We start from the raw sequence: 13,412 nt of genomic DNA, 5'->3' as shown, positions 1-13,412 counted from the left end.
AAATGATGATGACGATGTAACGATGACAGAGTATTTACTGATATTGGTCAGCACCATCCTGGTGAACAACTTCGTGTTAGTCCAGTTTCTTGGCCTGTGCCCCTTCATGGGGGTTTCAGGCAAACTGGAAACGGCTATGGGCATGTCCCTGGCCACAACCTTTGTGCTGACCCTGTCATCCGTCTGCAGTTATCTTGCCTACACCTACCTGCTGGAACCTCTGGACCTGGCGTTTCTGAAAACCATCACCTTCATCCTTGTAATTGCCGTAGTCGTTCAATTCACAGAGATGGTGGTTCGCAAAACCAGCCCACTGCTCTATCGTGTGCTGGGCATTTTTCTTCCTCTGATCACCACCAACTGCGCCGTACTTGGCGTCGCACTTCTTAACCTGAATAAAAACAACAACTTCGTTGAATCAGTACTCTACGGCTTTGGCGCTGCCGCTGGTTTTTCCCTGGTACTCGTACTGTTCGCCGCAATGCGCGAGCGCATTGCCGTTGCAGACGTACCCCTTTCCTTCCGGGGTGCAGCCATTGGCATGGTCACCGCAGGGTTGATGTCACTGGCGTTTCTGGGCTTTACCGGCCTGGTCAGCGTTTAACGGAGGCGCGCTTTTATGTGGACAGGCATTCTGATCGCCGTTCTGGTTCTGCTTGCCCTCGCTCTGGTTTTCGGGGGCTTGCTGGGCTTTGCCTCTGAGCGCTTCCGGGTTGAAGGTAACCCTCTGGTGGAACAGATTGATGCCTTGCTGCCGCAGACCCAGTGCGGCCAATGCGGGTTTCCCGGCTGCCGCCCCTATGCCGAATCTATTGCCGAGGGTGGTGCCATCAACAAGTGCCCTCCTGGCGGTGAGTCCACGATCAAAGCGCTGGCAGATTTGCTGGATGTAGAGCCCCAGCCGCTGGATGCCGAACACGGCGTAGAACAAGCGAAGCGCGTTGCTGTGATACGGGAAGATGAATGCATTGGCTGCACCAAATGCATCCAGGCCTGCCCGGTGGACGCTATTCTGGGTGCTGCAAAACATATGCACACAGTCATTGAAAGTGAATGCACAGGCTGTGATCTGTGCGTGGAGCCCTGCCCTGTTGACTGCATTGATATGATCATCATTGAACCCGATATCAGGGGCTGGACACAGCCTGCACCCGAAATTATTGCAACAGACCGGCAGGAGGCCCACGCCTGATGCCCTCTACGATCAAGCTTTGGGATTTCAGTGGCGGTGTTCATCCTGCAGAGCGCAAGAAGCTTTCAACCACCCGTGCCATTCAGCACGCTGGCGTCCCCGGGCAACTGGTGCTGCCTCTGCAACAACACATTGGGGAACCCGCCGAACCCATTGTCGCGGTGGGTGACCGGGTACTGAAAGGCCAGAAGATAGCCGATGTCAGCCACGGTATGGGTGTCCCCGTGCATGCACCCACGTCCGGTGTGATTGAAAACATCGGTGACCGCCCAGTACCACATCCGTCTGGCATGACAGACAAATGCATCGTTCTGAAGCCGGACGGCAAGGATGAGTGGTGCGAGCGTTACCCGCTTAGCGACTATCGCAAACTCGACCGGGACCAGGTTCTGGACGCAATTCACTCAGCCGGTATATCAGGTATGGGTGGTGCTGGTTTTCCGACAGACATCAAACTGAAGCCAAGCCGGGATCGCAAGGTCGACACACTGATCCTCAACGGCGCTGAATGTGAGCCCTACATTACTGCCGACGACATGACCATGCGAGAAAGAGCGCATGAAGTTATTGCCGGGCTCAAGATAATGGCCTGGATTCTGCGCCCCGAACGCTGCGTTATCGGGATTGAAGATAACAAGCCGGAGGCTGCAGCTGTTCTGCATGAAGCCACCCGAGGCACCAAAATTGAAATCGCCGTCATCCCGACCAAATACCCGTCAGGCGGCGAAAAGCAGTTGATCCAGATTCTGACCGGGATGGAAGTTCCCAGTGGTGGTATTCCGGCCGATATTGGCGTCATGTGCCAGAACATAGGAACAGCCGTTGCGGTTTCCCGGGCCATCTTTGAAGGTACGCCGCTGATCGAACGCATAGTCACTCTGACCGGCGAGGCGCTAAAAAAACCAGGCAATTTTGATGTTTTGCTGGGTACGCCGGTGGACTATCTTCTCGAACACGCAGGACTGCAAAATGACCGTGTCAGCCGCCTGGTTCTTGGCGGACCCATGATGGGTTACACCCTGGCGACCACGGCAGTGCCGATTATCAAAACCAGCAACTGCATTATTGCGGCAACCTCAAGCGAGCTGCCCGCGCCACCACCCGAACAGGCCTGCATCCGCTGCGGACAGTGTGCGGAAGTTTGTCCCATGGAACTGCTACCGCAACAATTATTCTGGCATGCAAAAGCCGCAGAATTTGAAAAAGCGGAGCACCTGAACCTGTTCGACTGTATTGAGTGTGGGGCCTGCTCCTATGTGTGCCCAAGCTCGATTCCACTTGTACAATACTATCGCTACGCCAAGGGCGAGATTCGAGTTCAGCGCGCCGAACAGCTTAAAGCCGACCGGGCCAGAGAACGGTTTGAGGCCCGCCAGGAACGGCTTGAACGAGAGCAGCTGGATAAAGAGTTGCGGCGTAAGGAGCGTGCAAAAGCCGCTGCAGAAGCCCAGGCCAAAAAGAAAGCTGAAGCTGAGCAGGCTGCTGCCAACGGGAAAGCTGTCGACGAGCGCGCAGCAGGCTCCGCACTGGTTGAGCAGGCTTTGGCGCGTAAAAAGGCCAGTAGCGAAGCTGCAAAAGCCCAGGCAACTGTGCCAGCGACCCCGCCCCTGGAAAAGCCAGACACAGAAGCACTGGAGAAACAGTTGGCTCAGGCACAGTCCAAGCTGGAAACCATGCAGGCGATGCTCGAAGAGGCAAAGGCGCAGCAAGCAGACAACGTGGAAAAACTGGAGCGTGCGGTCACCAAGAATCATGACAGGGTAAAACGGGCAGAAGAAGCTCTGGCGGACGCTCGCAAAGTGCCTACAACCCAATCCGAATCCCAGTCCATCGAATAACCCGAATCAGGCCCGATATCAATGGCGTTTGTTCAACAGTCTTCACCTCATGCTCACAATGCGCGCCCGACATCGAAGGTGATGCTATGGGTCATACTCGCAGCATTGCCGGGCCTTCTCGCACAGACCCTGTTTTTCGGCTGGGGTAACCTGATCAACGTTGTTTGGTGTATCGCTATTGCTCTGGCATCTGAAGCTACGATTCTGAAGCTACGCAGCAAGCCGATAGGGTTTATTCTCAAGGATAATACTGCTGCGGTAACCGGGCTGTTGCTCGGGCTGTCCTTGCCTCAGTTTGCGCCCTGGTGGGTATCGGCAGTGGCGGTCATTTCAGCGATTGTGATAGCCAAACAGCTATACGGCGGGCTGGGCTCCAATCCCTTCAACCCTGCCATGGTGGGCTACGCGCTGGTACTGATTTCGTTCCCGGTCGCCATGACCACTAACTGGGCAGAGCCGGGGCTACTCTGGAATGATGCAGCCGGTTTCGGGGATACTCTGGCCGCAATTGTCTCGGGGCAGCAAACTGCCGTTGACGGCTGGACGATGGCAACGCCGCTGGACGAGTACAAACATAAAATTGTCACCCACACCTCAGCCGAGGTTCTGGTGCACCCCACATTTGGCGATGGCGTTGCCAGAGGATGGGAGTGGGTCAACGCTGCCTTTCTGGCGGGTGGGCTCGTACTCATCGGCCTGAAGATTATCACCTGGCATATTCCGGCCGCTCTTCTGGGCGCGCTGGTTGTCATGAGCCTGGCATTTGGCAGCAACGCGGATCAATTCGCACCCCTATCACTGCACCTCCTTGCAGGAGGCACCATGCTCGGAGCATTTTTTATCGCAACCGATCCGGTTTCTGCCGCAACCAGCCATCAGGGTAAACTGATTTACGGAGCGGGAATCGGTGTTCTTATCTATTTGATTCGAAGCTGGGGTAACTATCCGGATGCCGTGGCGTTCAGCGTATTGCTCATGAACTTTGCCGTGCCTTTTATTGATCACTACACGACGCCGAGAACCTACGGCCACCACAAAGCCCGACGAGGGCTGCCCGGCCGGGGCAGGAGCTGAGCCATGGCGACGATGATTCAATCCATTCGGCGTAGTGCTCTCGGGCTTGGGCTGTTTGCTGTAATTACCGGTGGCACCATTGCCGTTACCCAGGCACTCACCAACGAACGCATCGCAGAACAGGCGGCGAGAGCAGAAGCCAAAGCGCTGTTTGAAATCATCCCTGAAAGCGCTCACAACAACGACATGCTCAGGGATACGCTGGTGCTGCCGGCAGGTGATCGGCTGGCAACAGAGGGACCGGTGACCGTATGGGTCGCACGTCAGGACGGGCGACCGGTCGGCATGATCATGCCAGCCGTTGCGCCTGACGGGTATTCAGGCGCTATAAAGCTTCTGGTGGGCATTGACCTTGAGGGCACAGTTCTCGGTGTGAGGGTTATTGACCACAAGGAAACTCCAGGGCTGGGTGACCGGATTGAAACCCGGAAGTCCGACTGGGTAAAAGACTTCGAGGGGCGCTCGCTGGGCAACCCGGCGCCAAAGGAGTGGAATGTCAAAAAGAACGGCGGAGTCTTTGATCAGTTTACCGGCGCCACCATCACCCCTCGGGCAGTGGTAAAAGCTGTACAAAAAACGCTGATTTATGCCCGGAAGAACCAGCAGGTTATCCGGTCCCGACTGAATAAAACCCCGAGGGGGCAAGGCCCTGAAGTCACTCCCGGGGACCTGACAGACGAACCCCTGAACCTGGAGCAATCCTGACAATGGCGACTAAAACGTCCAGTGAAATCATCCGTGACGGCCTGTGGGACAACAACCCGGCGCTGGTTCAGGTACTGGGATTGTGCCCTCTTCTTGCTGTCACCAGCACGGTCGTCAATGCAATCGGTCTTGGGCTGGCAACCCTCATGGTATTGATGGGCTCAAACCTCGCGGTTTCACTGATCCGCAACTTTGTCGGAGAATCCGTGCGCCTGCCGGCTTTTGTAATGATTATTGCTTCCTTCGTCACCTGCGCCGAGCTGTTAATGCAGGCATATACTTACGAGCTTTATCAGATCCTGGGTATTTTCATTCCTCTGATCGTTACCAACTGCGCCATTCTTGGCCGTGCCGATGCATTTGCTTCTCGTAATGCTCCTGGCCCTGCGCTGCTGGATGGCGCAATGATGGGCGCGGGCTTCCTGGTCGTACTGGTTATCCTTGGCGGTATGCGTGAACTGATCGGCCAAGGCACTCTGTTTGTGGATATGCACCTGCTGCTCGGCCCCATGGCCGCCGATTGGGTAATAGAACCGTTTGGCAACTATCCGGATATGTTATTTATGGTCCTCCCACCCGGCGCATTCGTTGGCCTTGGTTTGCTCATTGCCCTGAAAAACGGTATCGACAATCATTTGAAGGAGCGCCAGAAGGCAGATCAGCCATCGACAATACCCGGTAGCAAACGTGTGCGTGTTACCGGGAATGTCTCATAATCTGCGGCTGGAGTCGTAACGAAACAACATGAATAAAGCCAAGCGTATTGAAATATTCTCCCGCTTTCGGGAAGCCACCCCCCATCCGCAAACCGAGCTGAATTACAGTAGCCCGTTTGAGTTACTCGTTGCGGTTATTCTCTCTGCGCAGGCTACGGATGTAGGCGTTAACAAGGCGACTGACAAGCTGTTTCCTGCCGCCAATACGCCGGAGGCCATACTTGCACTTGGCGTGGAAGGCCTGAAGGACTACATCAAAACAATCGGGTTATTCAACAGCAAGGCTGAGAACGTCATCAAGACCTGCCGCATACTGATTGAAAAACACAACAGCATTGTGCCGGATAATCGCGAGGACCTAGAAGCACTCCCTGGGGTCGGCCGAAAAACTGCCAACGTGGTTCTGAACACCGCGTTCGGGCAGCTCGTCATGGCAGTAGACACTCATATTTTCCGCGTATCCAACCGCACTGGCATTGCTCCGGGCAAGAACGTTGTGGAAGTGGAAAACCGTCTGATGCGGCTGGTGCCGAAAGAGTTTCTTCAGGACGCCCATCACTGGCTTATCCTCCACGGGCGCTACACATGCATAGCACGCAAACCCCGGTGCGGAGCCTGTATTATTGAGGATCTCTGCGAGTTCAAGCAAAAAAACGATTATCTGTAAGATACCCTCGTATAAAAGAAAAGCCGGCTCTTGCCGGCTTTTCTTTTATAAACATCAGAGTTCTGTCAGCCCTGACCCAACATTTCCTTCTTCAAACTCTTCTGAGCCGGCTCATCAGAAAGCCAGATACCGAACAAGGCTTTCTTGAACTCAAGACCTCCGACAGTATCTTTTTGCTCACCATTCTTAAGCACTTTAACACCCTCACCCGGCACATAAACCAGATCAAACACATCACCTTCCTTGATTTCTTCTTTGAATACCGACATGAACTGGTCAATTTCAGCCTGAACGGAAGCCATGTCACCACCCGTAGAAGCCTTGAAGCCCTCCATGGTCGCTTCTGTCATACGGTCACTGGTGATCATGCCGGAAATAATATGCAGCGTTATTGCCTGAGGCTCATCAGCCTCAATCACGGCATTGCCATCCCGCTGTACCTGAGGCACATAAAGGCTGCCAATATAAAGATCCATGAAAAATTTGGAGCGGGTACCTGCACCGTTCAAGGCCAACTCGGTGCTGTCTGCGTTGTAGGTCTCAGGAACATCAACACCTTCAACGGTCAACGCCAAAGCAGGAGCTGAAAGTGTGGCGGCCAGCATCAGGGATGCAAAGCCCGTCAAAAACGCTTTTTTCATAGTTCTTTCCTTTTAGTCATTATTATGAGAATTCATTCGTCACCAGGTAAAAGTCCGCAGCCCCCGGCCTCGCTATTCTAACAATGACCAAAAGGGGGCAGTCGCAACCTGGTTCTCATTTGTGCGGTTACTTGTCAGGGATACTTTTTCAGAACAACTAAAACACAAAACGCCAGCCATGAAACATGGCCGGCGTTCCGGATACTGCGTCAGAAAAGCTATTTGAACAGGAGGTTTCCTGTCAGACCTTCTTTTTCGAGGATTTCGCGTAAACGTCTTAATGCCTCTACCTGAATCTGCCGAACACGCTCACGGGTCAGCCCAATTTCCTGTCCGACTTCCTCCAAAGTGCTGACAGGGTAACCCCTGAGACCAAAACGCCTGGAAAGGACTTCCTGTTGCTTGTCGCTGAGCTGGTCTATCCATTTCCCAAGGCAGGCACACATGTTGTTGTCCTGCAGCACATCTGCAGGGTTGGAGGCACCTTCATCAGCCACGGTATCCAGCAAAGACTTCTCACCGCCGGCGCCGATCGGCGTATCCATCGAGGCAACGCGCTCATTAAGGCCCAGCATGCGCTTAACATCGTTAACCGGCTTGTCCACACGCTTTGCAATTTCTTCCGCCGAGGGCTCATGATCAAGCTGCTGTGTAAGTTCGCGGGCTGCCCGCAAGTAAAGATTCAGCTCCTTTACTACGTGAATAGGCAGGCGGATAGTGCGGGTCTGGTTCATGATAGCCCGCTCTATCGTCTGGCGGATCCACCAGGTCGCATAAGTGGAAAAGCGAAAGCCGCGTTCCGGATCAAACTTTTCGACTGCACGGATCAGCCCGAGATTCCCCTCTTCGATCAAATCAAGCAAGGTCAATCCACGATTCACATAGCGCCTGGCAATTTTTACAACCAGTCGCAGGTTGCTCTCGATCATTCGTTTACGGCCGGAGTCCTCTCCTTTGCGCGCCAGACGTGCAAAATAGACTTCCTCTTCAGCTGTCAGAAGCGGTGAGAAACCAATTTCGTTGAGATAGAGTTGAGTGGCGTCCAGCTGCTTCGAGCTGGCGTAATACCGCCTTTGGGAAGGAAACGCTTCGTTGGTTTCAGCAGCCTCCGGAGTGCTCTTATCGGTTATTTCTTCTGCGAGTAACTGATCCTCAGAGTCATCAACGTTCGTAGAGCCATCGACGTCTGTTAGACGATCAACAATCATATCTTCCTGTTCTGCTGACATATCTCTTGCCCCGCCTTTCAACAATCCTGGATTAGCGCCCGATACTTCTTTTTTTATTGCGAGCCTTGGTTATTTCTTTTTTCTTCAGGACTTCTTCAATGGCCAGCTTATGCGCTGTTACCATCATTTCTTCTTGTTTTAGACTCCGCAACAGTCATTAGCGTGGTGGCAGATAATGCGTCGGATCAACCGGGTTACCATTTTTTCGGATCTCGAAATGTAACATCGGACGCTCCGAACCACTGCCGCCGAGCTCTGCTATGACCTGCCCGGCTTTTACTCCCTCCCCTTCACTAACCAGAATTTTCCGGTTATGAGCGTATGCACTCAGATAATGCTCGTTATGATTCACAATAATCAAATTGCCATAACCCAGCAAACCATTGCCGGCGTAGACCACACTTCCGTCTGCGGCAGCCCTTACAGCATCCCCGGCTTTCCCGGCAATATCAACGCCTTTATTGACTTTTCCGGATGCTGAATATCCTGCAATTACGGTGCCAGAGTGCGGCCAGCGCCAGGGAATACTGGCTACCGTCTGCGTGCGTGAATCCAGGGGAGCAGACTTATCCGGACCTCGGGTGACCACGGGTTTCCGGTTAGTCGTTGTTGTTGAGGCTGGGGATTTGGCAACCGGAGCCCGGGAAGACGTATTCTGAGATGGCCTGGGGGCACTTGCCGAAACACTGCCACTGCCGGATGAAACCTTGCCACGACGGTCCAGCCGGAGCACCTGCCCGGCGCGGATCGTCCAGGGTGGGCCGATGCCATTGGCACTGCCCAGTTCCCGGTAATCGCGGCCGTAAGACCAGGCGATGCCATACAGGGTCTCGCCCTGTCGGACGACATGGCTCCCCCAGTAAACAGGCGGATTGTAAATATCATCCTGGTGAAGCGCCTGGGTGTTACACCCGCTCAAGGTACCGGCCAAGACAAGGATTGCAGCGAGAATGAGCCAGAGTCTGCCCGTTTCGGGTGCACAGGCAGAAGGCTGGGCACCAAAGCGGAACCGCGGGGAGGCCGGCAGTGCGGCATGAACTAACCCACGTAGTAATCTCACTGGAATAACACCGGCCCGGTTAGGAGTAATCTGTATAAGCTCTGAATCGGTTCAAAGAAAACCCTGAAGTTTTAAAAGTAACTCGCTAATTTATTGCATATTTTGGATTGAAATCCAAGTCGCTCTGGCCCACCCCCTGTTACCCATGGCGGTCTTTGTTACGGCCGGGAACAACCGCGTGCCCATAAATGTAACACGGGGCCTATCCGGATTTAGCCTGCATTATCGGATGCCGGACGCGGCTCTGTATTCTGGTTACGCCCACCAACCCACTCGACCAGCAATACAAGAGCAAACCCGGTGATAGCCATCATCACTGCTGTCCAAACCTGTGGGTCCAGACCGGTAAGATCGAGGAATGCCCCGGGGCTGATACTGACCTCATTCAAGGGCACCTGCTCGCCAGAGCTGTTGGTGCGCCAACTAAGAGTCTCCTTCCAGGGCCATACCTTATTGAGCGCACCAATCATGAAACCGGTAAGCAGGGCCAACACAGGGTCATGATACTTGTGAAAAGCCCAGGTAATCAGCCGTGCTACCGATAGCAGGCCAACCAGGCAACCCGACATAAATAAGAGTAACACCGCAACATCAAAGGTTTTTATAGCTGCCAGAACCGGAGCATACATACCCAGGATAACCAGAATAAAACTACCGGAAATCCCGGGTAGGATCATCGCGCAAATTGCCACAGCGCCAGCGCCAAAAAAGGTCAGGGCGGAAGGGTTAAGGTCGCCACCAGACAGTGTTGAGATCCACCACGCGACGACAATGCCAGCAACAAGTGGAATGAGCAGAAATGTACGATAATGGTTTGCCTGGCGGCCAACGTGCAGAACAGAGGCAACAATCAGCCCGAAAAAAAAGCTCCAGATCTGAATCGGATATTCGTCCAGCAGGAAACTGATGGCAGACGCAAGGGTAACAACGCTGATGAGAATACCCGCCAGCAGCAAGCTGAGAAATGTGCCGTCACAGGCCCGCCAGAAGGCTTTCGGCTTGCCACGGAAAAGTTCTCTGAACACGGCTCCCGGGGCAGCATTGATCGCCTCAAGTAAGCGGAAATAGATACCGGTTATGAACGCAATGGTGCCGCCGGAAACGCCTGGGACGATATCCGCTGCACCCATAGCCATGCCTCGTAAAAACACCGATGCGGGATGATGTTCGCTGCCACTGCTTTGCGTGCTGGTTTTCTTTACTTGTTCGGTCAACGGATAACTCCGCCCAACAAAGGAACAAAGCGGACCGGCTCCAGCTCACGACGCTCAAACCGGTCCCCGTTGCGAATCACTTCTACAAGCACCTGATGCTCTTCACCAACCGGAGCCACCAGTACGCCACCGTCAGCTAGCTGGCCCAGCAACTCAGTTGGAATTTCCATAGGAGCGGCAGTGACGATAATGCCATCAAACGGGCCTCGCTCGGGCCACCCCATGCCTCCGTCTGCATGCTTGAGCATCACGTTGCGGATATTGAGCTGACGCAGCCGCTCCCGAGCACGATCTTGAAGAGGCTTGATCCGTTCCACACTGTAAACCCGCTCAAAAAGCTGCGATAAAACAGCTGTCTGGTAACCTGACCCTGTGCCCAGTTCCAACACTCTTTCGGGCTCATGCCTGAGCAACAATTCAGTCATTCGGGCGACAATGTAGGGCTGGGACAGCGTCTGACCATAGCCAATAGGCAGAGACGTGTCCTCGTAGGCCCGATGCGACAGAGCTTCATCCAGAAAAATATGCCGCGGCACCTGCCCCATGACGTCCAGAACACGATCTGATTCAATACCAGATTCTTTAAGACGCTGCACCAGACGCATACGTGTGCGCCGGGATGTCATCCCGATACCTTGAAGCTCACCGCTCACGCACCGCCCCCCATGGATGCCTGAAGGGAGTCCACCCAGCTTCTGAGCGAAACGAGGGCTTCGTGGCGAGTCATATCTATATGCACTGGCGTAAGAGAAACATAGCCTTGCGAGACAGCGTGGAAGTCGGTTCCAGGACCGGCGTCACCGCCCTTCCCCGCTGCACCGATCCAGTACCTTTCCTTACCCCGCGGACAGGTCATCGGAACAGCACCCTCGGCACGCTCCCGGTCACCAAGCCGGGTAACGCGAAACCCGGCAAGCTCTTCCCATGGCACATCTGGCACATTGACATTCAATATAGAGCGAGGCCCCAGAACAAAAGGCTGCGCAGTCTCCAGAAGCATGCGCACGACTCTGGCAGCCGTTTCGAAATGATTACGCCCCTCACTCACCAAAGAGACTGCAATTGCTGGCAACCCGAGGTGACGACCTTCAGTTGCGGCCGCTACGGTGCCGGAATAGATGATGTCATCACCCAGGTTCGCATGGGTATTGATGCCCGAAACCACACGGTCGAAGGGCTCACGAAAAAGGCCGTTAACAGCAAGATGCACGCAGTCTGTAGGCGTACCGTCGACCGACCGGAAGCCGCTGGAATGCTGCTCAACCGTCAGAGGCCGGTTGAGTGTCAGGGCGTTACTCGCGCCGCTGTGATCCCTGTCCGGCGCTACGACTTCAAGATGACCCAGCCCCTTGAGGCCTTCGTAAAGGGCAGCCAGCCCCGGTGAATGAACACCGTCATCGTTCGATAACAGAATGCGCACAGTACTCTCCAAAAAATGCTATCCAGTAAATCACTGGGCAAAAACTCCCCTGACCCTGCTAATTTTTATGGTGGTCAAGGCTGATGTCTTCCAACTCAAAAATATCACTCAAAATCGTAGTGGCGTATTGCCCGGGTTGCAGGAAAAACTCCAGTTCCAGACCGCCGTCATCCAGCCAGGACCAGCTGAGACCCTCTGCCTCAGCGACCAGAGGACGACGCTCAGGCTTCATCCGAGTCATCATAAACAATGAGGCCAGTTTTGGCGCCTGTGCCACTATGTCACGTTCACGTTGCCCGGCCTCGCCACTGGCAACTGTCCCACCATCACCCCACATGGGCCCCGTTGCAGTCTCCGTTGGCTCGCCTGGGAGCGGAGTCCGCCAACTAGCGTCAGCCACCCGTGACGCGAGAACCTCATTAAATAACCAGGAACGTGCAGCCGAAAAATACAATACGTTTTTCCGGTCATCTCTTCCACCGCCAGACCTGCTGCTACCCCGGCCTCGTCGCCGGCCCTTGCCTTGCCCGCCACGGCGGTTCAGCGCCGCAGGATCAATATGAACAGCACGATCCAGATTAGCGCCTCCGAAACCGAAACGCTGAGGGCCGAAGTAATTGGGTGCACCCTGTATTTTCAATCGCTCCAGGGCACATTCGACAGCTTCACGATCAGCACTGATCTGCCGGAGTCTGATGGTAAAATGGTTCCCCTGATGGTCTCCGCGGCGAAGTTTTCGCACACTACGACAGGCTGACTTTACCGGCCAGCGTGCCGAGACCTGCTCGATTAATGCGGAATCGTCCTCCATCATACCGGGCCTGTAGAGGCTGAACCATTGGCTGGTAACCGCGTGGCGATCCTTTAGCCCGCAAAACCCCACATCGAAAGGTCGACACCCAGCCAGAGTAGCGAGTTCTCCCGCGACAAACTCTGTGTTGTCACCGGTTTTCTCTAAACGCAAACACAAATGCTCGCCCTCACCGGCAACGCTCGAAATACCGGATTGCTCCGTATGTTCGGGAAACGCCTCCAGCACCTCACTGACCCGGAAATCATCCGGCACGGTTTTCAGATGAGCACTACCCACACGGACGCCTGCTGAAACAGGCCAGTCCAGGCGCCAGCCTTCCGCACCTGCATCCGCCTCGCTCAAGGTGCCACCTGCTCAAGCAAGCATATTGCCTGACACGCAATACCCTCCCCACGGCCGGTAAACCCGAGTTTCTCGCTGGTAGTCGCCTTTACGCTTACACAGCTGGCCGGGATACTCAGGTCCTCAGCGATATTCAAACGCATGCGCTCGATATAGGGTGCCATTTTTGGTGCCTGAGCGATGATCGTAGTATCAACATTCACGATACCGAAGCCCTCCTCCGCCACCCGGGCCACAACCCGGCGCAGCAGATCACGGCTATCCGCACCAGCCCATTCCGCGCTGGTATCCGGGAAAAAATGGCCGATATCTCCCAGGGCAACCGCACCCAGAAGGGCATCTGCCAGTGCATGCAAAAGCACATCACCATCAGAGTGGGCTTTCAGCCCCTGACTGTATGGTATAGAGACGCCGCCAAGAATAACGGCATCGCCTTCGCCGAAGGCATGAACATCAAAGCCCTGACCAATTCGCATAACTTACTCCGGGATAACGAGAAA

The 13,412-nt window shown here is 54.6% G+C and carries 15 protein-coding genes; 7 read left to right on the top strand and 8 right to left on the bottom strand.

Going from position 1 to position 13,412, the window contains the following annotated elements; translation table 11 throughout:
• The first annotated feature begins 22 nt into the window (after positions 1 to 22).
• The 7 genes from rsxA to nth are packed head-to-tail and all read left to right on the top strand — an operon-like array spanning position 23 to position 6,192.
• On the top strand, positions 23 to 604 hold the full coding sequence (rsxA, locus tag Q4606_RS18015; protein WP_303597598.1) for an electron transport complex subunit RsxA: 582 nt from the start codon (positions 23 to 25) through the stop codon (positions 602 to 604).
• 15 nt (positions 605 to 619) lie between these two features.
• On the top strand, positions 620 to 1,192 hold the full coding sequence (gene rsxB / locus Q4606_RS18010) for an electron transport complex subunit RsxB (RefSeq protein WP_303608340.1): 573 nt from the start codon (positions 620 to 622) through the stop codon (positions 1,190 to 1,192).
• Positions 1,192 to 3,030 (top strand): electron transport complex subunit RsxC, encoded by a 1,839-nt coding sequence (gene rsxC, locus Q4606_RS18005; RefSeq protein ID WP_303608339.1) that lies wholly within the window; start codon positions 1,192 to 1,194, stop codon positions 3,028 to 3,030. The genes rsxB and rsxC overlap by 1 nt, the downstream gene beginning before the upstream one ends.
• A gap of 21 nt (positions 3,031 to 3,051) precedes the next feature.
• Positions 3,052 to 4,104, top strand: coding sequence for an electron transport complex subunit RsxD (rsxD, locus tag Q4606_RS18000; protein WP_303597595.1), 1,053 nt, complete (start codon positions 3,052 to 3,054; stop codon positions 4,102 to 4,104).
• A 3-nt stretch (positions 4,105 to 4,107) separates the two neighbouring features.
• Positions 4,108 to 4,809 carry an electron transport complex subunit RsxG gene (gene rsxG / locus Q4606_RS17995; protein WP_303608338.1) on the top strand — a complete coding sequence of 234 codons (702 nt, stop codon included), beginning with the start codon at positions 4,108 to 4,110 and terminating at the stop codon, positions 4,807 to 4,809.
• Positions 4,810 to 4,811: 2 nt separating this feature from the next.
• Positions 4,812 to 5,525, top strand: coding sequence for an electron transport complex subunit E (locus tag Q4606_RS17990; protein WP_303608337.1), 714 nt, complete (start codon positions 4,812 to 4,814; stop codon positions 5,523 to 5,525).
• 28 nt (positions 5,526 to 5,553) lie between these two features.
• Positions 5,554 to 6,192 carry an endonuclease III gene (gene nth / locus Q4606_RS17985; protein WP_303608336.1) on the top strand — a complete coding sequence of 213 codons (639 nt, stop codon included), beginning with the start codon at positions 5,554 to 5,556 and terminating at the stop codon, positions 6,190 to 6,192.
• Positions 6,193 to 6,257: 65 nt separating this feature from the next.
• Here nth and Q4606_RS17980 read toward each other — a convergent pair whose 3' ends face one another.
• From Q4606_RS17980 to ispF, 8 genes are all read right to left on the bottom strand, one after another.
• On the bottom strand, positions 6,258 to 6,833 hold the full coding sequence (locus Q4606_RS17980; RefSeq protein WP_303597591.1) for a chalcone isomerase family protein: 576 nt from the start codon (positions 6,831 to 6,833) through the stop codon (positions 6,258 to 6,260).
• Between the two features lie 218 nt (positions 6,834 to 7,051).
• Positions 7,052 to 8,062 carry an RNA polymerase sigma factor RpoS gene (gene rpoS / locus Q4606_RS17975; RefSeq protein WP_303597590.1) on the bottom strand — a complete coding sequence of 337 codons (1,011 nt, stop codon included), beginning with the start codon at positions 8,060 to 8,062 and terminating at the stop codon, positions 7,052 to 7,054.
• A gap of 157 nt (positions 8,063 to 8,219) precedes the next feature.
• Positions 8,220 to 9,014 carry a peptidoglycan DD-metalloendopeptidase family protein gene (locus tag Q4606_RS17970; protein WP_368502320.1) on the bottom strand — a complete coding sequence of 265 codons (795 nt, stop codon included), beginning with the start codon at positions 9,012 to 9,014 and terminating at the stop codon, positions 8,220 to 8,222.
• A gap of 320 nt (positions 9,015 to 9,334) precedes the next feature.
• Positions 9,335 to 10,258, bottom strand: coding sequence for a DUF368 domain-containing protein (locus Q4606_RS17965; RefSeq protein ID WP_303608361.1), 924 nt, complete (start codon positions 10,256 to 10,258; stop codon positions 9,335 to 9,337).
• Between the two features lie 74 nt (positions 10,259 to 10,332).
• Positions 10,333 to 10,989, bottom strand: a complete 657-nt coding sequence (locus Q4606_RS17960) for a protein-L-isoaspartate(D-aspartate) O-methyltransferase (protein ID WP_303608334.1) — start codon at positions 10,987 to 10,989, stop codon at positions 10,333 to 10,335.
• Positions 10,986 to 11,756 (bottom strand): 5'/3'-nucleotidase SurE, encoded by a 771-nt coding sequence (surE, locus tag Q4606_RS17955; RefSeq protein WP_303597587.1) that lies wholly within the window; start codon positions 11,754 to 11,756, stop codon positions 10,986 to 10,988. Before surE ends, Q4606_RS17960 begins: the two co-directional genes overlap by 4 nt.
• A gap of 58 nt (positions 11,757 to 11,814) precedes the next feature.
• Positions 11,815 to 12,912: a tRNA pseudouridine(13) synthase TruD gene (gene truD / locus Q4606_RS17950; RefSeq protein ID WP_303608333.1), complete on the bottom strand. Its 1,098-nt coding sequence runs from the start codon at positions 12,910 to 12,912 to the stop codon at positions 11,815 to 11,817.
• On the bottom strand, positions 12,909 to 13,388 hold the full coding sequence (ispF, locus tag Q4606_RS17945) for a 2-C-methyl-D-erythritol 2,4-cyclodiphosphate synthase (RefSeq protein WP_303608332.1): 480 nt from the start codon (positions 13,386 to 13,388) through the stop codon (positions 12,909 to 12,911). Before ispF ends, truD begins: the two co-directional genes overlap by 4 nt.
• Positions 13,389 to 13,412 lie beyond the last annotated feature (24 nt).

The sequence above is a fragment of the Marinobacter sp. 1_MG-2023 genome (assembly GCF_030549045.1).
Taxonomy (GTDB): Bacteria; Pseudomonadota; Gammaproteobacteria; order Pseudomonadales; family Oleiphilaceae; genus Marinobacter.
The sequence above is the reverse complement of the archived record's forward strand: the minus strand, read 5'-3'. Positions and strand labels throughout refer to the sequence as shown.